This is a genomic window from Tersicoccus sp. Bi-70, assembly GCF_001968825.1.
GTDB lineage: Bacteria > Actinomycetota > Actinomycetes > Actinomycetales > Micrococcaceae > Tersicoccus.
The window spans coordinates 304,508-326,568 of sequence record NZ_MIEU01000012.1; the positions used below are offsets into that span (position 1 = coordinate 304,508).

Annotated in this window: 19 protein-coding genes; 9 read left to right on the forward strand and 10 right to left on the reverse strand. The window is 71.4% G+C overall.

The annotated features are described in order from the left end of the window. Window positions 1-121 precede the first annotated feature (121 nt). The gene (gene glnA / locus BGP79_RS10505) at window positions 122-1,546 is read left to right on the forward strand and encodes a type I glutamate--ammonia ligase (RefSeq protein WP_076695226.1); all 1,425 of its coding nucleotides are present in this window, start codon (window positions 122-124) and stop codon (window positions 1,544-1,546) included. An 88-nt stretch (window positions 1,547-1,634) separates the two neighbouring features. On the opposite strand, the gene BGP79_RS10510 is transcribed toward glnA (BGP79_RS10505), so the two are convergent. Next, the gene (locus tag BGP79_RS10510; protein WP_369800186.1) at window positions 1,635-1,817 is read right to left on the reverse strand and encodes an AsnC family protein; all 183 of its coding nucleotides are present in this window, start codon (window positions 1,815-1,817) and stop codon (window positions 1,635-1,637) included. 108 nt (window positions 1,818-1,925) lie between these two features. Here BGP79_RS10510 and BGP79_RS10515 point away from each other — a divergent pair, with 108 nt between their 5' ends. Further along, on the forward strand, window positions 1,926-2,555 hold the full coding sequence (locus tag BGP79_RS10515) for an O-methyltransferase (protein WP_076695230.1): 630 nt from the start codon (window positions 1,926-1,928) through the stop codon (window positions 2,553-2,555). Here the strand turns inward: BGP79_RS10515 and BGP79_RS10520 are convergent. From BGP79_RS10520 to BGP79_RS16455, 3 genes are all read right to left on the reverse strand, one after another. After that, the gene (locus BGP79_RS10520; protein WP_076695232.1) at window positions 2,543-5,602 is read right to left on the reverse strand and encodes a bifunctional [glutamine synthetase] adenylyltransferase/[glutamine synthetase]-adenylyl-L-tyrosine phosphorylase; all 3,060 of its coding nucleotides are present in this window, start codon (window positions 5,600-5,602) and stop codon (window positions 2,543-2,545) included. The genes BGP79_RS10515 and BGP79_RS10520 overlap by 13 nt on opposite strands. Before the next feature lie 8 nt (window positions 5,603-5,610). Next, complete coding sequence (gene glnA / locus BGP79_RS10525) at window positions 5,611-6,951, reverse strand: type I glutamate--ammonia ligase (protein ID WP_076695234.1); 1,341 nt, start codon at window positions 6,949-6,951, stop codon at window positions 5,611-5,613. 97 nt (window positions 6,952-7,048) lie between these two features. After that, window positions 7,049-7,213, reverse strand: coding sequence for an SPOR domain-containing protein (locus BGP79_RS16455; protein WP_143588376.1), 165 nt, complete (start codon window positions 7,211-7,213; stop codon window positions 7,049-7,051). A gap of 162 nt (window positions 7,214-7,375) precedes the next feature. Here BGP79_RS16455 and BGP79_RS10530 point away from each other — a divergent pair, with 162 nt between their 5' ends. The 6 genes from BGP79_RS10530 to ppgK all read left to right on the forward strand — a co-directional run bounded on the left by BGP79_RS10530 (window position 7,376) and on the right by ppgK (window position 12,749). Further along, window positions 7,376-8,554 carry an LLM class flavin-dependent oxidoreductase gene (locus tag BGP79_RS10530; protein WP_076695236.1) on the forward strand — a complete coding sequence of 393 codons (1,179 nt, stop codon included), beginning with the start codon at window positions 7,376-7,378 and terminating at the stop codon, window positions 8,552-8,554. Window positions 8,555-8,557: 3 nt separating this feature from the next. Beyond that, window positions 8,558-9,274, forward strand: a complete 717-nt coding sequence (locus BGP79_RS10535) for an FMN reductase (protein WP_083701790.1) — start codon at window positions 8,558-8,560, stop codon at window positions 9,272-9,274. After that, a complete protein-coding gene (locus BGP79_RS10540; RefSeq protein ID WP_233121392.1) occupies window positions 9,246-9,779 on the forward strand; it encodes a MarR family winged helix-turn-helix transcriptional regulator in 534 nt (177 codons plus the stop codon). Before BGP79_RS10535 ends, BGP79_RS10540 begins: the two co-directional genes overlap by 29 nt. A gap of 515 nt (window positions 9,780-10,294) precedes the next feature. Continuing rightward, complete coding sequence (locus BGP79_RS10545) at window positions 10,295-10,792, forward strand: FBP domain-containing protein (protein WP_076695388.1); 498 nt, start codon at window positions 10,295-10,297, stop codon at window positions 10,790-10,792. 38 nt (window positions 10,793-10,830) lie between these two features. Then, entirely contained in the window at window positions 10,831-11,709 is an 879-nt protein-coding gene (map, locus tag BGP79_RS10550; RefSeq protein ID WP_076695238.1) for a type I methionyl aminopeptidase, read from the forward strand. 263 nt (window positions 11,710-11,972) lie between these two features. Continuing rightward, window positions 11,973-12,749 carry a polyphosphate--glucose phosphotransferase gene (gene ppgK, locus BGP79_RS10555; protein ID WP_076695391.1) on the forward strand — a complete coding sequence of 259 codons (777 nt, stop codon included), beginning with the start codon at window positions 11,973-11,975 and terminating at the stop codon, window positions 12,747-12,749. Between the two features lie 130 nt (window positions 12,750-12,879). On the opposite strand, the gene nrdR is transcribed toward ppgK, so the two are convergent. Together nrdR and hisD are read right to left on the reverse strand one after the other, a co-directional pair. Continuing rightward, window positions 12,880-13,464, reverse strand: coding sequence for a transcriptional regulator NrdR (gene nrdR / locus BGP79_RS10560; protein WP_083701792.1), 585 nt, complete (start codon window positions 13,462-13,464; stop codon window positions 12,880-12,882). 141 nt (window positions 13,465-13,605) lie between these two features. Further along, window positions 13,606-14,928, reverse strand: a complete 1,323-nt coding sequence (hisD, locus tag BGP79_RS10565) for a histidinol dehydrogenase (protein WP_076695393.1) — start codon at window positions 14,926-14,928, stop codon at window positions 13,606-13,608. A gap of 296 nt (window positions 14,929-15,224) precedes the next feature. On the opposite strand from hisD, the gene BGP79_RS10570 reads away from it, so the two are divergent. Continuing rightward, the gene (locus BGP79_RS10570) at window positions 15,225-15,770 is read left to right on the forward strand and encodes a flavin reductase family protein (RefSeq protein WP_083701794.1); all 546 of its coding nucleotides are present in this window, start codon (window positions 15,225-15,227) and stop codon (window positions 15,768-15,770) included. 47 nt (window positions 15,771-15,817) lie between these two features. On the opposite strand, the gene dnaE is transcribed toward BGP79_RS10570, so the two are convergent. The 4 genes from dnaE to lspA all read right to left on the reverse strand — a co-directional run bounded on the left by dnaE (window position 15,818) and on the right by lspA (window position 21,700). Next, window positions 15,818-19,429, reverse strand: coding sequence for a DNA polymerase III subunit alpha (gene dnaE / locus BGP79_RS10575; RefSeq protein WP_076695240.1), 3,612 nt, complete (start codon window positions 19,427-19,429; stop codon window positions 15,818-15,820). Between the two features lie 70 nt (window positions 19,430-19,499). Continuing rightward, complete coding sequence (locus BGP79_RS10580) at window positions 19,500-20,015, reverse strand: hypothetical protein (protein ID WP_076695242.1); 516 nt, start codon at window positions 20,013-20,015, stop codon at window positions 19,500-19,502. Window positions 20,016-20,168: 153 nt separating this feature from the next. Beyond that, on the reverse strand, window positions 20,169-21,107 hold the full coding sequence (locus BGP79_RS10585; protein ID WP_076695245.1) for an RluA family pseudouridine synthase: 939 nt from the start codon (window positions 21,105-21,107) through the stop codon (window positions 20,169-20,171). Next, entirely contained in the window at window positions 21,104-21,700 is a 597-nt protein-coding gene (gene lspA / locus BGP79_RS10590; protein WP_233121414.1) for a signal peptidase II, read from the reverse strand. Before lspA ends, BGP79_RS10585 begins: the two co-directional genes overlap by 4 nt. Between the last annotated feature and the right edge of the window lie 361 nt (window positions 21,701-22,061).

Here is a 22,061-nt window from a genome sequence, read left to right on the forward strand (position 1 = left end):
CGAAGCCCGTAGGGTTGAGGCAACAGCAGGGCCGGACGACGGCATCGTCGCCGACGGTCCGGCGCAGGCGCGTCCCCGTTCACGCGCCGCCCCCGCCAGTCCCAGCAGAGGAGCACGGTAGATGTTCAACAGTGCCAGTGAAGTGCTGAGCTTCATCAAGGAAGAGGACGTCAAGTTCGTCGACGTCCGGTTCACCGACATGCCCGGCGTGCAGCAGCACTTCAACGTGCCCGCCGAGACCGTCGACGAGGACTTCTTCGTCAACGGCCAGCTGTTCGACGGTTCGTCGATCCGCGGCTTCCAGGGCATCGCCGAGTCCGACATGCAGCTCATCCCCGACCCGGCGACGGCGTTCATCGACCCGTTCCGCGTCGAGAAGACGCTGGCGCTGAACTTCTCCATCGTCAACCCGCGCACCGGTGAGCCCTACCACCGCGACCCGCGCGGCGTCGCCCAGCGTGCCGAGGCCTACCTGGCCTCGACGGGCATCGCCGACACCGCGTTCTTCGCCCCCGAGGCCGAGTTCTACGTCTTCGACGACGTGCGCTTCGAGAGCACCCCGGGATCCTCCTCCTACCGGATCGACTCCGAGGAGGCGCCCTGGAACAGCGCGCGCAAGGAGGAGGGCGGCAACCTCGGGTACAAGACGCCGTTCAAGGGCGGCTACTTCCCCGTGGCCCCGACCGACCACCAGGCGGACCTGCGCGATGCCATGTGCATCGAGCTCGGCAAGGCCGGCCTGAAGGTCGAGCGCTCCCACCACGAGGTCGGCGCGGCCGGCCAGGCGGAGATCAACTACACCTTCACGACGCTGCTGCACGCCGCCGACGACCTGCAGAAGTTCAAGTACATCATCAAGAACACCGGCTGGGCCTACGGCAAGTCCGTGACGTTCATGCCCAAGCCGATCTTCGGTGACAACGGCTCGGGCATGCACTGCCACCAGTCGCTGTGGAACGGCGGCGAGCCGCTGTTCTACGACGAGACCGGGTACGCCGGCCTCTCCGACCTGGCCCGCTGGTACATCGGCGGCCTGCTCGCGCACTCCTCTGCGGTTCTCGCCTTCACCAACCCGACGGTCAACAGCTACCGCCGCCTGGTCAAGGGCTTCGAGGCGCCGGTCAACATGGTGTACTCGCAGGGCAACCGGTCCGCCGGTATCCGCATCCCGATCACGGGGTCGAACCCGAAGGCCAAGCGCATCGAGTTCCGCGCACCGGACCCCTCGGGCAACCCGTACCTGGGCTTCGCGGCGCAGCTGATGGCGGGCCTCGACGGCATCAAGAACCGGATCGAGCCCCCCGCCCCGATCGACAAGGACCTCTACGAGCTGCCGCCCGAGGAGGCCAAGGACATCCCGAAGGCGCCGGGGTCGCTCGAGGAGGCGCTCGACGCCCTCGAGGCGGACAACGAGTTCCTGCAGGCCGGTGAGGTGTTCACGCAGGACCTCATCGACAGCTGGATCGCGTACAAGCGCGAGGCCGAGATCCTCCCGCTGGCGGCCCGCCCGAACCCGTACGAGTTCGAGCTCTACTACGGGGTCTGAGCACCGGGTCCGACGACCACCGCTCCACGCACGGCGACGGCCGCGCACCCGCCCGGGTGCGCGGCCGTCGCCGTTGCTCGTCCTGACGCTAGACCTTCCCGTACCTCTTGTGCACGGCCTGCTTGCTGACGCCGAGTGAGACGGCGATCATCTCCCACGTCATGCCCTGCAGGCGCGCGCGGCGCACCAGGGCGGCCTCGGTGCGATCCAGTTCCTTCCGGGCCTCCGCCGCGGCGAACAGCGCAGTCGTCGGATCGCCGTCGTCGCTCATCGAATCCACCAACGTTCTCAATCGATCCACCTCCATGCCGTCAACGCTAGTTGACGAGCCGAACGGAAGTCAACCATCGTTGACGAGCGATCGACGTACGCTCGTGACGTGGATCCTCGTCTCACCGCCTATCTGGCGGACCTGCACGGCGCCGTGACCGCCCACGACGCCGGCCTGGACGATCGACTGATGCGCTACCGGTGCCTCGAGCCGGACTCGGCTGCGGTCCTCTCCGCCCTGGTCCGCAGCGCCCGCGCGCGGCGCGTGCTCGAGATCGGGACGTCCGTGGGGTACTCGACCCTGTGGCTGGCCGACGCCGTGCGCGCCACCGGCGGACGCGTGACCAGCCTCGACGTCGACGTCGCCCGCACCGAGGCCGCCCGTGAGCACCTGCACCGCACCGGCCTGGCGGATCGGGTGGACCTCGTCACCGCCGACGCGGGCGGCTGGCTGCGGCGCGAGTCCGGGCCGTGGGACGTCGTGCTGCTCGACGCCGAACGACCCGCCTACGTCGACTACTGGCCACGGCTGTTCGCCGGCCTCCGCCCCGACGGGGGCACGCTCGTCGTCGACAACGTGCTCTCCCACGCCGAGCAGGTCCAGGAGTTCCGTGAGCTCGTCGACGCGACCCCCGGCGTCACGCAGGCGGTGGTGCCGACCGGCGCCGGCCTGCTCGTGATCGTGCGGGGACCCGCGGACCCCCACACCGATCCGCCGGGAGCCGCTCAGGTCTCGTAGAAGTGGCGTTCGAAGATCGCCCGCGCGCGCCGGGTCAGCCGGAGGTAGTCCTCCTCCAGCCGGGCGGCGGAGCCGGCGGGATATCCGCACCAGCGGGCGACCGCCTCGAGGGCGCGCCGGTCGGACGGCAGGACGTCCGAGGCTCGCCCGGACCAGATGATGGTCCCGCACCGCACCCGGCTGGCCAGGAGCCAGCTCTCCTCGAGCACCTCGGCGTCCTCGGCGGGCAGGAGGTCGGCGTCGACCGCCGCGTGCAGGGCGTCCAGCGTCGACGTCGTCCGCAGGGCGGGGACGGCGCCGGCGTGCTGGAGTTGGAGCAGCTGGACGAGCCACTCGACGTCGCTCAGTCCCCCGCGCCCGAGCTTGACGTGCCGGGACGGGTCGGCGCCGCGCGGCAGTCGCTCCGCCTCGACGCGCGCCTTGATCCGCCGCACCTCGCGCACCGCGGCCGGGTCGAGCCTGGCCGGGTAGCGGACCGGGTCGATCAGCTCGATGAAGCGGTCGGCCAGGCCGTCATCCCCGGCGAGCGGACGGGCGCGGAGCAGGGCCTGCGCCTCCCACGTGTCGGCCCACCGCTGGTAGTACTCGCGGTAGGAGGAGAGCGTGCGCACCAGGGGCCCCTGCCGCCCCTCGGGCCGCAGGGCGGCGTCCAGGGTGAGGGGCCGTTCGGCCAGCACCGGCGGGGTGCACCGCTGCTGCAGCAGGACCCCGAGCCGGGCGACGATGGTCTCGGCGGCCTTCCTGGCCTCCGCCGGATCCGCGCCCGGGCGGGGGTCGTGCACGTAGAGCACGTCCATGTCCGAGCCGTAGCCGATCTCGCGCCCGCCCTGTCGGCCCATGCCGACAATGAGGACGTCGGTCGGCGGCTCCGGCCGGTCCCGCGGGTCGCCGAACACCTCGCGCTCGGCGATGTGCAGCGCACCGAGCACCGCGGCCCGGTCCGCGTCGGCCAGGGCACGACCGACCGCCGCCTGGTCCAGCAGGCCGCCGGCGTCGCAGATCGCGGTGCGAAGGATCTCCCGGCGCCGGGTCAGGCGCACCAGCCGGATCTGCGCGTCGGCACTGGCATGCCGGGACATCTTCGACCGGATCTCGGCCCACTGCGCGGCGAACGGCACCGGCCGCAGCTCGTCCTCGTTGCCGAACCAGGCGACCGCCTCGGGCTCGACCTCGAGCAGGTCGGTGATCAGCCGAGAGCTGGAGAGCACGTGGCAGAGTCGTTCGGCGGCGGAACTGGAGTCACGCAGCAGGCCGAGGTACCACGGGCTGGTCCCGAGCGCCTCGGAGACGCGGCGGAAACCGAGCAGGCCCGCGTCCGGATCGACGCCGTCGGCCAGCCAGCCGAGCAGCACCGGCAGCAGTTGCCGCTGCAGCGCCGCGCGCCGGCTGACACCCGCCGTGAGGGCCTCGATGTGCCGCATCGCCCCGCGCGGATCCCCGTACCCCAGCGCCGCCAGGCGTGCCTGCGCCGCCTCGGGGCTGAGCCGGACGTCGTCGGCGCTCAGATGGGCGGCGGTGTTGAGCAGCGGCCGGTAGAAGATGCGCTCGTGCAGAGCCCGCACGTCCCGCTTCACGCGCGCCCACTCGGCCATCAGGGCCTCCGGAGCGGGCCGGACCGGCTCGTCGGGCGCGAGCACCGCCTTCGCCAGCGCGCGCCGGGCGTGGCTGCTCTCGGGCATCAGGTGCGTGCGCCGTAACCGGACGAGCTGGATGCGGTGCTCGAGCAGACGCAGGAACCGGTAGTGATGGCCCATCTCCCGCGCGTCCGCCCGGCCGATGTAGCCGGCCGCGGCCAGCGCGTCGATCGCCGCCGTCGTGGTGGACACCCGCACCGACTCGTCGACCTTGCCGTGCACCAGCTGGAGCAGCTGGACGCTGAACTCGACGTCCCGCAGTCCCCCGGCACCAAGCTTGATCTGCCGCTCCCGGTCCCGGGCCGGGATGTTCTCACTGACCCGCCGGCGCATCGCCTGGACGGACTCGACGAACCCCGCCCGCTCGCTGCTGGCCCACACCAGCGGCGCCAGTGCCGCCCGGTACCGCTCACCGAGCTCCAGGTCCCCCGCGGCGGGCCGGGCCTTGAGCAGGGCCTGGAACTCCCAGTTCTGCGCCCACCGCTGGTAGTAGGCCACGTGCGAGGCGAGCGTGCGCACGAGCGGCCCCTCGCGCCCCTCCGGCCGCAGGTTCGCGTCGACCTCCCACAGGGCCGGCTCGGGCGCGGACGCCGAGATCACGCGGGCGACGCCGGCGGCCAGGGCGGTGCCGATGGTCACGGCGGTCTCGTCGGACAGCCCGGCGCCCGCGGGCTGCTGGACGGTGTCGGGCTGCTGGACGGTGTCGATGACGTGGATGACGTCGACGTCGGAGACGTAGTTCAGCTCTCGGGCCCCGCACTTGCCCATCGCGATGATGCAGAGCCGGACAGCGGCGATGTCGTCCGGGTCGTGGGTCGTGGCCGCCTCCGCGCGGGAGACCGCGAGCGCCGCGTCGAGGGCGGCCGCGGCCAGGTCCGCCAGTTCCGCACCGACGGCGGGCAGCCACGCGAGCGGGTCGAGCGCGCACACGTCGCGGATCACCAGATCGGTCAGCAACCGCCGGTAGGCCACGCGCAGGGCCACCCACGCGTCCGGGCCGGTGCGGCCGGCCACGGGTGTCGGGGCCTCCGGATCGGCGTCGACGGCGGCCATCAGGGCGGCGCGCAGGCGAGCGGCGGGCACCGCCTCGGGTTCGGGGGCGAGCCGGGTGCTGAGCACGTCCAGGTGCTCGGGCCGGCGCATCAGGAACTCCGCCAGGGCCTCGGACGCCCCGAGCAGCCGGAACAGCGGGAAGGTGGCCGACGGCGGTCCGTCGAGCAGGGTGCGGAGCTGGGGCTGCAGCGCCAGCAGACGGACCAGCGACTGCAGCGCCAGGTCCGGGTCGGCGGCCTGGGCGAGGTCGGAGAGCAGCCGCTCCCGGTCGACGGTGGCCAGTTCGGGGGCGTCGAGGAACCGCGCGGACTTCTCCAGGTCGGCGAAGCCGCCGCTGATCAGCTGCCGGGTCAGGCTCATCGTCGTCCTCAGAGCACGCTCAGATGCCGTTCCAGCTCCCAGTCCGTCACCTGGCGGCGGTACTCGTTCCACTCCTCGCGCTTGTTCCGCAGGAAGTGCTCGAACACCTGCTCGCCGAGGATCTCGGCGACCAGCTCGGATTCCTCCATGGAGCGGATCGCGTCGTGCAGACTGGACGGCAGCGGGTCGTGACCCATCACCCGGCGCTCGGCCGTGCTCAGGGCGGAGATGTCCTCCTCGGCGGCCGGCGGCAGGTCGTAGCCCTCCTCGATGCCCTTCAGCCCCGCGCCGAGGATGCACGCGTACGCGAGGTACGGGTTGGCCGCCGAGTCCATGCCGCGATACTCGAGGCGCGCGGCCTGGCCCTTCTCCGGCTTGTAGAGCGGGATGCGGATCAGGGCGGAGCGGTTGTTGTGGCCCCAGGAGAGGTAGCTGGGCGCCTCGCCGCCGCCCCACAGCCGCTTGTAGGAGTTGACGTACTGGTTGGTGACCGCGGTGAACTCCGGAGCGTGCTTGAGCACCCCGGCCATGAACTGACGGCCCGTGCGGGAGAGCTGGAACTGGGCGCCGGCCTCGTAGAAGGCGTTGGAGTCGCCCTCGAACAGGGAGAAGTGCGTGTGCATGCCCGAGCCCGGGTGCGCCGAGAACGGCTTGGGCATGAAGGTCGCATAGGTGCCGCTCATCAGGGCGACCTCCTTCACGACGGTGCGGAAGGTCATGATGTTGTCCGCCGTCTGCAGCGCGTCGGCGTACCGCAGGTCGATCTCGTTCTGGCCCGGGCCGGCCTCGTGGTGGCTGAACTCCACCGAGATGCCGACCGACTCGAGCATGGTCACCGCGGTGCGGCGGAAGTCCTGGGCCACGCCACCGGGGACGTGGTCGAAGTACCCGGCGCGGTCCACGGGCACCGGCTCGCCGTCCGGGCCGACCTGGTCGGACTCGAGCAGGTAGAACTCGGCCTCGGGGTGCGTGTAGCAGGTGAAGCCGAGGTCGGCGGCCTTCGCGAGGGTCCGCTTGAGCACGTGCCGCGGATCCGCGGCGGAGGGCTCGCGGTCGGAGGTGCGGATGTCGCAGAACATCCGGGACGTCTTCTCCGTCTCACCACGCCACGGCAGGATCTGGAACGTCGACGGGTCCGGGACGAGCAGCATGTCCGACTCGTAGATCCGGGCCAGGCCCTCGATCGAGGAGCCGTCGAACCCGAGGCCCTCCTCGAAGGCGCCCTCCACCTCGGCGGGGGCGAGCGCGACCGACTTCAGGGTGCCGACGACGTCGGTGAACCACAGTCGAACGAAGCGCACGTCGCGCTCCTCGATGGTGCGGAGGACGAATTCCTGCTGGCGGTCCATCGGGCCCTTCCTGACGACGACGGGGCGATCGTTGCCACTCTACTGGTCGCCCGCGCCGGTCCGTTCGCCGCGCTCCCGGAGGCGGCGGACGTCCGTGTCAGTCGTCCTCGCCGGCGTCCCAGGCGTCGTTGTTGGCCTTGACCTTCGCGGGCGCCTGCTGGGCCTCCGCCTCCGTCTCGTAGGGGCCGAGGAGCTGCGTGTAGTCGGACTGCGCGCCCTTCTCGACCTGGTGGGTGTTGACGTTGTACCAGTAGTCGGCCATGACCGGACTCCTCCGTAGTCGCAGGTGGCGGGCCGCGGTCGTGGCCCGGGACTCCATGCTAGGCGGCGCCGGGAATAGAGCCGGGAATAGATCGGCCGCGGGTGCGTTGACACAAGTGATTCAAATTTGAACTAATCGCACGACGAGACCTCAGGAGTGGTCATGCAGTTCGGCATCTTCACCATCGGCGACATCACCACGGACCCCACCACCGGGAAGACCCCCACCGAGAACCAGCGCATCAAGGACACCGTCACGATCGCGAAGCACGCCGAGCAGGCCGGCTTCGAGGTCTTCGCCACGGGCCAGCACCACAATCCGCCGTTCGTCGCGCCGGGCAACCCGCCCACCCTGCTGGCCTACCTGGCGGCGCAGACGGACACGCTGACCCTCTCGACGGCGACGACCCTGATCACGACCATGGACCCCGTCCGCCTGGCCGAGGACTACTCCTACCTGCAGCACCTGGCCGACGGCCGCGTGGACCTGACCATGGGCCGCGGCAACACCGGCCCGGTCTACCCGTGGTTCGGCAAGGACATCCGGCAGGGCATCAACCTCGCGGTCGAGAACTACAACCTGCTGTACCGGCTCTGGCACGAGCAGCACGTCGACTGGACGGGCCGGTTCCGCACCCCGCTGCAGGACTTCACCCTGACGCCCCAGCCGCTCGACGGCGTCGCCCCGTTCGTCTGGCACGGCTCGATCCGCTCGCCCGAGATCGCCGAGCAGGCCGCCTACTACGGCGACGGGTTCTTCCACAACAACATCTTCTGGAACAAGGAGCACATCATCGCGATGGTGCAGCTCTACCGGCAGCGCTACGAGTACTACGGCCACGGCAAGGCGCACCAGGCCTACGTCGGCCTGGGCGGCCAGGCGTTCATGGCGAAGAACTCGCAGGACGCGGTCACACGGTTCCGCCCCTACTTCGACAACGCCCCGGTCTACGGCCACGGCCCGTCCCTGGAGGACTTCTCGACGATGACGCCGCTGACCGTCGGGTCCCCGCAGCAGGTCATCGAGCGGACCCTGGGCTTCCGGGACTGGGTCGGCGACTACCAGCGGCAGATGTTCCTCATCGACCACGCCGGCCTGCCGACCGACACCGTGCTCGAGCAGATCGACATCTTCGGCGAGGAGGTGCTGCCCGTGCTGCGGAAGGAGTTCGACGCCCTCAAGCCCGCCGATGTGCCCGACGCTCCGACCCACGCGTTCCTGGTCGAGCGCCACGAGCGCGGCGAGGATCCGATTCCCGGCGGCGCCGAGGGGTCGCAGGCCTTCGCCGACGCCCGCGAGCGCGCGGCGAAGGCCACCGCGACCGCCGCGGCGGGAGCCTGAGCCATGACCGGGATCCCCGACATCACCGGCGGGCCGGCGTCGTTCGGCGGCGAGGCCACCGACCCCTTCACCCCGCAGGCGCGCCACCTCGTCGTGGTCTCCGGCGGTCTGGGCGACCCGTCGTCGTCCCGGCAGCTGGCCGACCGGCTGACCACCGCAGCGACGGACGCGCTGTCCGCCGACGGGATCGTGCCCGAGGTGCACGTCGTCGAGCTGCGGCTGATCGCCGTCGACATCGCCGAGGCGATGGTCAATCCGTCCCGCTCGGCGGCGCTGCAGTCCGCCCTGGACGAGGTTGAGCAGGCGGACGCCGTCATTACCGTCTCCCCCACCTTCAAGGCCGGCTACTCGGGCCTGTTCAAGTCCTTCTGGGATCTGGTGGACGACGACGCGCTGCGCGGCGTCCCGGTCCTGCTCGGCGCCACGGGTGGCACCCCCCGTCACTCCCTCATGGTCGACAGCGCGATGCGGCCGCTGTTCTCCTACCTGCGCACCCGCATCATGCCGTCGGCGGTGTACGCCGCCTCGGACGACTGGGGCGAGGTCGAGGGAGGCCAGGCGTCCGCCCGCACCGCACCCCTGCAGTCGCGGATCGAGGCGGCCGGGACGGAACTGGCCTCCGTGGTCGGCCGGCTGCCGGCGCGGGCACGGCGTAGCTCCGGCGAGGCGAAGCCGCTGGAGGTGATCCCGTTTGACCAGCTCCTCGGTGGCGGCCGCTGACGACGCGCGGTCGGACGCGTCTCCGGACGCACCGCCGCCGAGCGCCGTCCCCGGCGGCGGCCGGTCGAACCGGAAGGGGCAGGCCTGGCGGGCCTACTTCGAGACGACGGCCGTCCTGCAGGACCGGCTGGAGCGGTCGCTGCGCGCGGACACGGGCCTGCACCTGGCCGACTACAACCTGCTGCTCGTCCTCACGGAGGCGCCGGACCACCGGATGCGGATGGGCGAGCTGGCGGGCCGGATGGTCTTCTCCCCCTCCCGGCTCAGCTACCAGGTGCGCACCCTGGAACAGCGCGGTCTCGTCGAGCGCTGCGCCGCTCCGGGCGACCGGCGTGGCGCCGAGGCGGTGCTGACCGAGGAGGGCCGGCACCTGTTCCGCCGGGCGGCCGCCCTGCACTTCCGCGACGTCACCGACCTGGTCCTCGACCGGATCGACGACGAGGAGGCCGGCGTGCTGCTGCGGGTCTTCTCTCGGCTGGCGGGCGCGCTGCACGAGGAGCCGTGACGGTCTCGCCCGCGTGGTGACCGTCGCCGGGACGGCCGTTCTCCGGCCCGGCGGCGGCCACGGCGTGGGCGGCGTGCGTCCGGGCCGGCTGATGACGGGCCATCGCGGTGGACACGGCCGGGGGCCCTTGGCATGATGGAACGGCTTCGGTGCCGGCTCCAGCCGGACGCCGCGGCACCGCCGGATCGCCGTGCGACACCGGCGATCGAAGGATTCTTCTCGAGGAGACGTGGATGCGACCGGGTCACGAGCCCACCGCTCCGGGATGCGGGGTGGCCGTCATGGCCTGCTGCCCGCACCCGCTCTCGTCTGCCCTCTCCCGCTGACCCGACCCGGTCCACCCGCGGCGGTCCCAGCTCCCTCGCCCGTGAGCGGTGCCCGGCACGTCGTTGCCCGCACCGGCCTCACCGGCCACGGCAGACGCACCTTCCCGTCCCCGTTCCCCGTCGTCGCGCCCGGCCACCGTGCTGCCGCGCGCCCGGCGGGGCTCCGCCGTCACCCCGGAAGAGACCGCCATGCGTCCCGTCACCCCTGCCCAGATCCGATCGTCCTTCATCAACGCCAGCCGCTCCGAGGCGGCACGACTCACCCTTCCGCCCGGCTTCGACCAGCTGGCCTGGGACACCCTCGACGTCCTCGGCTGGCGCGACCCGAAGATGCCGCTGCGCGGCTACCTGACGCTGCGCACCACCGGGGACCGGCTCGTCTCGGTGCTCCTGCGCGCACCGGCCGGCGGCGCACGGAAGAACCGCGCCGTGCTGTGCGAGCTGTGCCGCTCGGTGGAGGCCACCAACGACGTCCTGCTGTGGGTCGCCCGCCGGGCCGGTGCCGCAGGGCGGAACGGCAACACGGTCGGCACCCTGATCTGCGCCGACTTCGCCTGCAGCGCCAACGTGCGGGTGGCCCCGCCGGAGGGAGACATGCACCCCGATCCGGCCGCCGTCGTCGCGCGTCAGATCGACGGGCTGATCGCCCGCGCCGACCAGTTCGCCGAGCGCGTGCGAGAACGCTGAGCGCAGGCTGCGGGCGCGGTTGTCGATAGGATCAGCAGATGCTCTCCACCCCGTCCACCGCGCCCGTCGGCTCCCTCGTTCCGGGCACGCTCAGCCCCATCCGCACCGTGCCCGCTTCGATCCCGCGGCCGGAGTACGTCGGCCGCACCGGGCCCGAGCGGGTCACCGCCTCGGACGTGAAGACGCCCGAGGTGGTCGAGCGGATCCGCGCGGCCGGGCGCATCGCCTCGCAGGCGATCGACGCGGTCGCGGAGGCCATCGCGCCCGGCGTGACGACGGACGAGCTGGACCGGATCGGCCACGAGTTCATGGTCGCGCACGGCGCGTACCCGTCGACGCTGCACTACCAGGGCTTCACCAAGTCGATCTGCACCTCGGTCAACGAGGTGATCTGCCACGGCATCCCGGACAGCACGGTGCTGGCCGACGGCGACATCATCAACATCGACATCACCGCCTACAAGGACGGGGTGCACGGGGACCTGAACCGGACGTTCCTCGTGGGCGACGTCGACGAGGAGTCCCGGCTGCTGGTCGAGCGCACCGAGGAGTGCCTGCGGCGGGCCATCACGGTCGTCAAGCCGGGCCGCCAGATCAACGTGATCGGCCGGGCCATCGAGTCCTATGCCCGTCGCTTCGGCTACGGCGTGGTGCGCGACTTCACCGGTCACGGCGTGGGCGAGGCCTTCCACAGCGGGCTCATCATCCCCCACTACGACGCGGCGCCGTCCTACTCGCAGGTGATGGAGCCGGGCCTGACCTTCACGATCGAGCCGATGCTCACCCTCGGCACCATCGCGTGGGACATGTGGGACGACGGCTGGACCGTGGTCACGAAGGACCACCGCCGCACCGCCCAGTTCGAGCACACCCTCGTCGTCACCGAGACCGGCGCGGACATCCTCACCCTCTCCTGACCCGGACACCGCCCCGGCCGGGGTGTCGATCGCCCACCGCGGCCCCCGGATCGCCTCCGGCCCGCTGAGCAGGCATGATAGGGAAAGCACGCCGGCCGGTGGTCGGCACCACGGCCGCACCCGATCCGATGGAGCATCACGTGTCGCATGACGACGACGCCGAGAAGGCGATCAAGCAGGCCCGCAAGCGGGCGGAGAAGACCGAGAAGGATGCCGCGCGCGCTGCGGCCGCCCCGAGCCATCACCGGTTCAGTGGACCGGTCATCGGCATCGACATCGGCGGCACCGGTATCAAGGGCGGCATCGTCGACCTGGCCAAGGGCACGCTGATCGGGGAACGCTTCCGCATCCCGACGCCCAGCCCGTCCACGCCCGAGGCCGTCGCCGACGTCGTCACCGAGGTCGTCGCCGAACTGACCGGCCGCCCCGAGGGCCCCGAGCCCGACGCGCCGGTCGGCATCACCTTCCCGGCCATCATCAAGAACGGCGTCGCCCGGTCCGCCGCGAACGTCGACCAGAGCTGGATCGGCACCGACGTGGACAAGCTGATGACCGAGAAGCTCAAGCGGCCCGTCGAGGTGCTCAACGACGCGGACGGCGCGGGCCTGGCCGAGGCGCAGTACGGCGCCGGCAAGGGCCAGCTCGGGGTCGTCCTCGTCATCACCCTGGGCACCGGCATCGGCTCGGCGTACATCATGGACGGCAAGCTCGTGCCGAACGCGGAGCTGGGTCACCTGGAGATCGACGGGTACGACGCCGAGAGCCGGGCCTCCGCGACCGCGCGGGAGCGTGACGGCCTGAGCTGGGAGGAGTACGTGCCCCGCCTGCAGCGGTACTTCTCGCACGTCGAGTTCCTCTTCTCCCCCGAGCTGTTCATCGTCGGCGGCGGCATCTCCAAGCGCAGCGAGGACTTCCTGCCCCAGCTGGACCTGCAGACGAAGATCGTGCCGGCCACGCTGAAGAACAACGCCGGCATCGTCGGTGCGGCCCTGCACGCCGCCCTCCGGTTCGACTACACGAAGAAGCGGGCGAAGTCCTGACCTTCCCTGAGGAGAGGCCCCCGGCGCATACGCCGGGGGCCTCTCCTGTCTCGGGGTGTCACCCGATCGGGTGGAGTCCGGTGGTGGCCGTGGCTTCCCCTCCGCGGCCACCACCGGCGTGTGGTGAGGGCTAGAACAATCCGCCCTGGTCGGCGGTACCCGCCGACGTGCGCCGCTTCCGCGGCTTCTTCGCCGGCGATGCCGGCTCCTCGCGCTCCGGCAGCACGCTCGCGAGCGCCTCGTCGAAGTGGGTCTGTCCGGCGGCGACGTCCGCCTCGTGCCGCAGCAGCGAGATGGCCTGCTCGAAGTCCTCCAGGCTCTCGAAGCTCTGGTAGACGCTCGCGAACCGCAGATACGCGATCACGTCGAGCCGCTGCAGCGGGCGCAGGATCGCCAGGCCGACGTCGTGCGCGTCGATCTCGGCGGCACCCGCGGCGCGGATGGACTCCTCGACCTCCTGCGCGAGCATCGCCAGGTCGTCCTCGGTGACGGGCCGGCCCTGGCAGGCCTTGCGGACGCCCGAGATCACCTTGTTGCGGCTGAACGGCTCCGCCACCCCGGACCGCTTGAGCACGGTCAGACTCGTGGTCTCCAGCGTCGAGAACCGCTTGCCGCAGTTCGAGCACAACCGGCGACGGCGGATCGAGGCGCCCTCGTCCACGATCCGCGAGTCCACGACGCGGGAATCGGCCGAGCGGCAGAACGGACAGTTCATCCCGGCACCTCCCCGTTCGCACCCGTCGGCATCCGGCCCCGGACGGCCGGTGGGAACCGGCTGAGACCGGGATCAGCATATCCCACATGTAGTGGTGAGACCAGCATTTCGTCCCACATGTAGTGGGTCGAGGATGCGGCCTCAGGCGAAGCGGATGTCGACCGCGTCCCCGTGCGCCGGCAGATCCTCGGCGTCGGCGAGGGCGCGCACGACGGGGGCCACCTCGGCGAGGCCCTCCCGGCCGTAGTCGATGTACTGGACCGCCTTGAGGAACGTGGTGGTGTTCAGCGCGGACGAGTACGCGGCGGTGCCCGCGGTGGGCAGCACGTGGTTGGAGCCGGCGCAGTAGTCGCCCAGGCTCACGGGGCTCCACGGGCCGACGAACACGGCACCGGCGTTGCGGATGCGGGCGGCGACACCGGCGGCGTCCCGCGTGTGGATCTCGAGGTGTTCGGCGGCGTACGCATCGCACACGGCGATTCCCTGGTCGAGGTCACGCACCAGCAGGGCGCCGGACTGGGGGCCGCCCAGCGCGGTCGCCACCCGCTGGGCGTGCCGGGTCGCCGGCACCAGCTCGTCCAGCGCCGTGCGGACCGCGTCGACCAGCGCCGCGGAGTCCGTGATCAGCACCGAGGCGGCGTTGGGGTCGTGCTCGGCCTGGCTGATCAGGTCCGCGGCGACGAACCGCGGGTCCGCGGTCTCGTCGGCGAGGATCGCGATCTCGGTGGTGCCGGCCTCGGAGTCGATGCCGACCCGGCCCCGCACGAGCCGCTTGGCCGTCGCCACGAAGACGTTGCCGGGCCCGGTGATGACGTCCACGGCCGGCAGCGGGGCCGCGGTCGAGCCGTCGGCGCGCTCGGCGCCGGGCAGGCCCCACGCGAAGGCGGCCACCGCCTGGGCCCCGCCCATCGCGTACACCTCGCGGATGCCGAGCATCGCGGCCGCCGCGAGGATCGTCGGGTGCGGCCGGCCGCCGAAGGCCTTCTGCGGCGGGGAGGCGAGGGCGATGGAGGTGACGCCGGCGGCCTGCGCGGGCACCACGTTCATGACCAGGGACGACGGATAGACGGCGAGGCCGCCGGGCACGTACAGCCCCACCCGGGAGACGGGCAGCCAGCGATTCGCGACCCGCGCACCGTCGGCCATCATGACCTCGGTGTCCGCCGGCCGGGTGGCCTCGGCGAAGCGGCGGACCCGGTCGATCGCCGTCCGGAGCGCCTGCTCGACCTGCGGGTCCAGCCGGGCGAGCGCCTCGTCCAGCTGCTCCTCCGGGACGCGCGGGTGGTCCAGCCACACACCGTCGAACTGCTCGGTCATCTCGAGCACGGTGGCCAGGGGCGCCGCCTGGAACCGCTCGAACAGGGCGGTGACGGTCGCGGTCGCGTCCTTCGCGATGGCACCGGCCCGGGGCATCACCGCCCGCAGGTCGGCACCGGTGGCCGCCGAGTCCCGCAGATCCTGCACCGCGAAGGCGACCGGGCCGCCCGTCGCCTCGTGGGCGTCATCCCGGACGACGTCGCCGGACGCGGCGTCGAGGGTGGTGCGGGCGGAGGCGGGAGCAGCGGCGTCGTTCACCCCACCATGGTAGGCGGGGCGGCCGGCCCGCCCGGTCAGCGCGCACCCGGTGACACGTCGCCGTCCGGGTTCACGGAGGGTCGCAAACGGGTTCCGGCCCTGGTCGTCCGGCGTATCGTGAAAAGCGCCGGACCCGGTCCGGCGCAGCGGAAAGACCATCCTGCACCCGACCCCGAGGTTGATCGATGACCACGTCCGGAACCAGCACGACCGGTATCGCGTCCGCCCGCGGCGACGCGGAGCTGCAGACCCTGTTCAAGGAGGGGTTCCGGCGCCATGCCGCCGGCGTCGCGATCATCACGGCGATGCGCGACGGCGTGCCCTACGGTTTCACCGCCACGTCGGTCGCCTCCCTCTCCGCCGAGCCGCCGCGGTTGACGTTCAACATGGCGCTCACGTCGTCGTCCTGGCCGGCCATCGAGGCCGCCACGCACCTGGGCGTCCACTTCCTCGGCGTCGCGAACCAGCCGCTGGCGGACCGCTTCGCCCGCACCCGGGACCGCTTCGACGAGCACAACTGGGACCTCGGCCCGCAGGGTGTCCCGGTGCTGCACGGCGTGCGCGGCTGGCTCGTGGGCCTGATCGAGGCGCGGATCCCGTTCGACAACAATGCCGTGATCGTCGCCCGGATCGTCGACGGCGGGGCCTCCGCCGCGGACGACGCCACGGACCCGCTGCTCTACCACTCGGGCCGGTACTACCTCGCCGGGGACCTCGAGTACGAGATCTGAGCGACCGGACGTTCCCCGGATCCCCGGTTCGCTGACGGGCAGTCCCGTCAGCGGACTCCGGCGAACGCCGGGGGTCGTGGCACGCTCGCCCCCATGGGCACCGTCTCGAAGCAGTTGGCGCCGAGGAGAACCTTCAGGTCCCCGAACAGCGCGTTGTCCGGGTTGACCCGCAGCCGCACCGGCAGGCGCAGCACCTCGACCGAGGACCGTCCCACCAGGTTGAGCCGCACCTCGGAGTTGCCCGGGTGGTTGCGCAGCACGTCGGCCATCTCGGTCAGGAGCATCTCGGTGGCCCGGTGGGAGGCAAGGGTGATCTCGACCGGCCCGTGCGCACCGTTGGAGAGGTCCGGTACGGACAGCTCCTGCGCGCTGATGGTCACGCTGCCGTCGTCGCGCCGCTGCAGGCGTCCCTTGACGACGACGATGAGGTCCTCGGCCAGCACGTTGGCGATCGGCGCGTAGGCCTTGCCGAAGAACATCACCTCCATGGACCCGGACATGTCCTCGATCTCCGCCCGCGCGTACGCGTTGCCGGACGTCTTGGCGATCCGGCGGGACAGGGAGGTGATCATGCCGGCGATGGTGACGCTGGAGCCGTCCGGGCGGGACTCGTCGGCCAGCAGGGCCTCGACCGAGGTGTCGGCGTGCTCGCTGAGCACCTTGTCGAGCCCCGCGAGCGGGTGGTCCGAGACGTAGAGCCCGAGCATCTCCCGCTCGAACGCCAGCTTGTCCTTCTTCTCCCACTCCGGCAGGTCCGGGATCGCCACGGCGAAACCGGGTTCGGGATCGTCGCCGCCGAGCGAGGAGAAGAGGTCGAACTGGTTGGCGTCCTCCTTGCGCTTCTGGTCGATGACGAGGTCCACCGCCTCCTCGTGCACCATCGCCAGGGCGCGCCGCGCCTCCCCGATGCCGTCGAACGCGCCGGCCTTGATCATCGACTCGATGGTGCGCTTGTTGCACACCGAGGCTGGGACCTTGGCGAGGAAGTCGTTGAAGGACGTGAAGGCGCCCTTCTCGGTGCGGGAGGCGACCATGGCCTCGACCACGTTGGTGCCGACGTTGCGGACGGCGGCCATGCCGAATCGGATGTCGGTGCCGACCGGGGTGAACGTGGCCAGCGACTCGTTGACATCCGGCGGCAGCACGGTTATCCCCATCCGGCGGCACTCGTTCAGGTAGAGGGCGAGCTTGTCCTTGTCGTCGCCGACGCTGGTGAGCAGGGCGGCCATGTACTCGGCCGGGAAGTGGGCCTTCAGGTACGCCGTCCAGTACGCGACCAGCCCGTAGGCGGCGGAGTGCGCCTTGTTGAACGCGTAGTCGGAGAAGGGCAGCAGGATGTCCCACAGCGTCTTCACCGCGGCCTCGGAGTATCCGTTGTCCAGCATGCCCTGGTGGAAGCCGGCGTACTGCTTGTCCAGCTCGGACTTCTTCTTCTTGCCCATCGCGCGGCGCAGGATGTCGGCGCGTCCCAGCGAGTAGCCGGCCACCTTCTGCGCGATCGCCATCACCTGCTCCTGGTACACGATCAGGCCGTAGGTGGTGTCGAGGATGTCGGCGAGCGACTCGGCCAGCTCCGGGTGGATCGGGGTGATGTCCTGCACCCCGGTCTTGCGCAGCGCGTAGTTGGTGTGCGAGTTCGCGCCCATCGGCCCGGGCCGGTAGAGGGCGATGACGGCGGAGATGTCCTCGAAGTTGTCGGGTCGCATCAGCTTGAGCAGGGCGCGCATCGGGCCGCCGTCGAGCTGGAACACCCCGAGGGTGTCGCCGCGGGCCAGCAGGTCGTAGGCGTCCGGGTCGTCGACGCCCAGGGTCTCCAGGTCGATGTCGACGTCCCGGTTCAGCTTCGCGTTCGCCAGGGCGTCGGAGATGATCGTCAGGTTCCGCAGCCCCAGGAAGTCCATCTTGATCAGCCCGAGACCCTCGCACGTGGGGTAGTCGAACTGCGTGATGACCTGGCCGTCCTGGGCGCGGCGCATGATCGGGACGACGTCGATGATCGGGTCCGAGGACATGATCACGCCCGCGGCGTGCACGCCCCACTGGCGCTTCAGGCCCTCGAGGCCGAGCGCGGTGTCGAACACCTGCTGCGCGGCGGCGTCGTTGGCCAGCATCTCGCGGAACTCGCCGGCCTCGCCGTACCGCTTGGCCTGCGGGTCGTGGATGTCGGCGAGCGGGATGTCCTTGGCCATCACCGCGGGCGGCAGCGCCTTGGAGAGCTGCTCCCCCATGCTGAAGGGATGGCCCAGCACGCGGGCGGAGTCCTTGAGCGCCTGCTTCGTCTTGATCGTGCCGTAGGTGACGATCATGGCGACCCGGTCGTCGCCGTACTTCTCGGTGACGTAGCGGATCACCTCGGAGCGGCGGCGATCGTCGAAGTCGACGTCGAAGTCGGGCATCGACACGCGCTCGGGATTGAGGAACCGCTCGAAGATCAGGCCGTGCCGCAGCGGGTCCAGGTCGGTGATGCGCAGGGCGTACGCGACCATGGAGCCGGCGCCCGAGCCACGGCCGGGGCCGACGCGGATGCCGTTGTTCTTGGCCCAGTTGATGAAGTCGGCGACGACGAGGAAGTAGCCGGGGAACCCCATCTGGGTGATGACGCCGAGCTCGTAGTCCGCCTGCTTGCGGACCGCCTCGGGGATGCCGCCCGGGAACCGGTACGCCAGGCCGCTGTCGACCTCCTTGACCAGCCAGGACGTCTCGTCCTCGCCGTCCGGGCAGGGGAACTTCGGCATGTAGTTCGCGTCGGTGTTGAACGAGACGTCGCACCGCTCGGCGATGAGCAGCGTGTTGTCGCACGCCTCGGGCATCTCCGCGAACAGGGACCGCATCTCGGCGGCGCTCTTGAGGTAGAACCCGGTGCCGCTGAATGCGAACCGGCTGCCGCCGTTGTCGTAGGTGGGCTCGAGCAGCGTCGAGCCGGACTGGAGGGCGAGCAGCGCCTCGTGCGCCTTCGCGTCCTCCTCGTGCGTGTAGTGCAGGTCGTTGGTGGCCACCAGCGGCAGACCGAGGTCCTTGGCCAGGCGCAGCAGGTCCGTGACGGTGCGTCGCTCGAACTCGAGGCCGTGGTCCATGACCTCGCAGTAGTAGTTCTCGGCGCCGAAGATGTCCCGGTAGTCCGAGGCGGCCTGGCGCGCGGCGTCGTACTGGCCGAGCCGCAGCTTCGTCAGCACCTCGCCCGAGGGGCAGCCGGTGGTGGCGATCAGGCCGGGGCTGTACGTCTCCAGCAGCTCGCGGTCCAGGCGCGGGTACTTGCCGTACGCGGCGTCCAGCGAGGCGATCGAGGACGCCCGGAAGAGGTTGCGCATGCCCTGGTTGTTGTAGCTGAGCAGGGTCATGTGGGTGTACGTGCCGGACGCGGAGACGTCGTCCTTCTTCTGGCTCTCGTCGCCCCAGCGCACGCGGGTGCGGTCCGAGCGGGCGGTGCCCGGGGTGACGTAGGCCTCGACGCCGATGATCGGTTTGACGCCGGCGTCGGTGGCCTTCTTCCAGAAGTCGAAGGCACCGAAGAGATAGCCGTGGTCGGTGGTCGCGATCGCCGGCATCTGCTGGCGATTGGCCTCGGCGAACAGGTCGTCGAGGCGGGCGGCGCCATCGAGCATCGAGTACTCGGTGTGGTTGTGGAGATGGACGAACGACGAGGAGGAACCGGTTGCCACCGAGTCAGTCTAGTGGCCCTCGCGGACCGCTTCGTGGTGCCGCGCTCGTCGCTCATATCGCCCGGGCATGTCAGTCGAGGAAGGTGATCCTCGGCAGGTTCGGGTGCGCCGCGACGGCGGTGGTCAGCACCTGGACGAACTGCCGGTAGTCCGCCTCCATCGTCTCGTCGGTCGCGGCCGCGCCGAGCCGGTAGACGACCCGGTGCTCGTCGAGCGGGGTGAGGACGAAGCGCCGTCGGGAGGGGCGGCCCCGGTCCGCGGGCGTGACGGCCACGGACTGCAGGTCGGTGAACGAGTAGTAGGTCTCCCCCATCCAGATGCCGCGACTGTCGACGGTGACGCGGGCGGGCGTGCTGCGCAGGTCGAACAGGCGGGTGGCCAGCACGACGAGCGTGATCGCGGAGAAGAACATGCCGGTCCCCAGCGCCATGATGAGGATCGAGCTGTGGTGCGGCCCCGCGAGTTCCTCGCCGAGGACGAGGGCGAGGACGATGCAGCCGGCGAGCACCGCGGCGCACACCAGCACCGCCGTCAGGTACTGGCGGCGGACCCGGCGTCGGTTGAGCCCGAAGCTCACCGACGCCACGGCGCTCCGTCGCAGCGAGTCAAAGACGGGCAGAAGCACGGGCAGCGAGACGGGCAACGCGACGGGCGGCGTTCCGGGTTCCGTCCCGGGAGGCGGGATCGGCCGGTGCGCGGCCCGGGACGGGATCGTCGGCTCAGCACCGCACGAGCCGGCTCACGGGTGGTCACGGAGGGCGTCCAGGGCGTACTGCAGGTCCGGCGCGTACGGACTCTCGAAGCTGACCGGCTGACCGGTGCCGGGATCCTCGAAGCCGAGCCGCCGGGCGTGCAGCCACTGCCGCGTGAGCCCGAGCTCGGCCGCGAGCCGCGGGTCGGCGCCGTACGTGAGGTCTCCGACGCAGGGGTGGCGCAGCGCGGAGACGTGCACCCGGATCTGGTGGGTGCGCCCGGTCTCCAGGTGCACCTCGAGCAGGGTGGCCCGGCCGAAGGCCTCGAGCATCTCGTAGTGGGTGACGGAGGGACGGCCGTCGGAGATCACCGCGAACTTCCAGTCGTGCCCGGGGTGCCGGCCGATCGGCGCGTCGATGGTGCCGGCCATCGGGTCGGGCAGGCCCTGCACGAGCGCGTGGTAGACCTTCTCGACCGTGCGCTCCTTGAAGGCCCGCTTGAGCCGGCTGTAGGCGTGCTCGGTCTTGGCGACGACCATGACGCCGGAGGTGCCGACGTCGAGGCGGTGCACGATGCCGGCCCGCTCGGGCGCCCCGGAGGTGGAGATGCGGTAACCGGCCGCGGCCAGCCCGCCGACCACGGTCGGCCCCACCCAGCCCGGTGAGGGGTGCGCGGCGACCCCGGGCGGTTTGTCCACCACCACGTAGTCCTCGGTGTCGGCGATGATGCCCATGGTGTCGATCGCCTCGGGCCGGATCGCCGCGGTGTCGTCACGCTCGGGAACGGTCACCTCGATGGTCTGCCCGCCGGTGAGCCGGTCCGACTTGGCCAACGGATGGCCGCCGCGGCGGATGTGGCCCCCCGCGAAGAGAGCCGCGGCCGCCGAACGGGAGATCCCGAGCAGACCGGAGACGACGGCGTCGGCGCGTTCGGCCTCGACGTCGGCGGGAACGCGGACCGGGGTGGGGGTCGTCTCGGCGCTCACCGGAGCCGTCCCGGCCCGTCCCCGGTGTCCGCGCCCTGCTCGGTGGTGCTCTCGTCGGTGGTGGTCCCGTCGGCGGTGGCCCCGTCGGACCTGGTCTCGTCGCCGGCCTCGTGGCCGCTCGCCGTCTCCCGCTGGCCGGAGATGCCGATGCCGAACAGGGTGAGCACGCACAGCGTGATGACGCCGCCCACGATGGCGGAGTCGGCGATGTTGAAGATCGCGAAGTTGGGCAGGGCGATGAAGTCGACGACGTGGCCGACGCCGAAGCCCGGGGGCCGGAACAACCGGTCGGTGAGGTTGCCGAGGGTGCCGCCGAGGAGCAGACCGAGCGCGATCGCCCACCACCAGGACGCGACCCGGCGCAGGAGGACGACCAGCACGAACAGCGCGACCGCGATCATGACGAGCGTGAACACCCACGTGTACCCCTCGCCTAACGAGAAGGCGGCGCCGGAGTTGCGGATGAAGTGCCAGCGCAGCAGCGGCGGCAGGACCGGGGTGATCTGCCCCTCGGTCATCGTGCCGAGCACCCAGAGCTTCGTCGACTGGTCGAACACCCAGGCGAAGGCCGCACAGGCGAGCAGCAGGACCACGTATCCAGTGCGGCGGCGGCGGGCGACCGCGCCCGCCGCCGTGCGCGGATCACCGCCGGCGGCGTCCGCGGACGTGTCCGCACCCGGCTGATCGGCGCTGGCCCGGTTGGCGCTGGGCTGGACCGGATGGTGCTCCGCGGGGCGCCGGGTGGGGGTGGTGTCCGGCGCGGCAGCGGTCGGGCGGGCGTCGTCGCCGTCGATCATGGTGGGGCTGTTCCTCGTGATGTTGATGGGACCCACACCGGTGATGCGCAGACGGCGCAGCCGGCGCCGGGGCGGGTGGACCGCCTCGACACCGGCCGCGCCGGGTGCACGCCGGCCGGGACGGCGGCTGACGGGACAGGACATCCCGGGCCGCCGG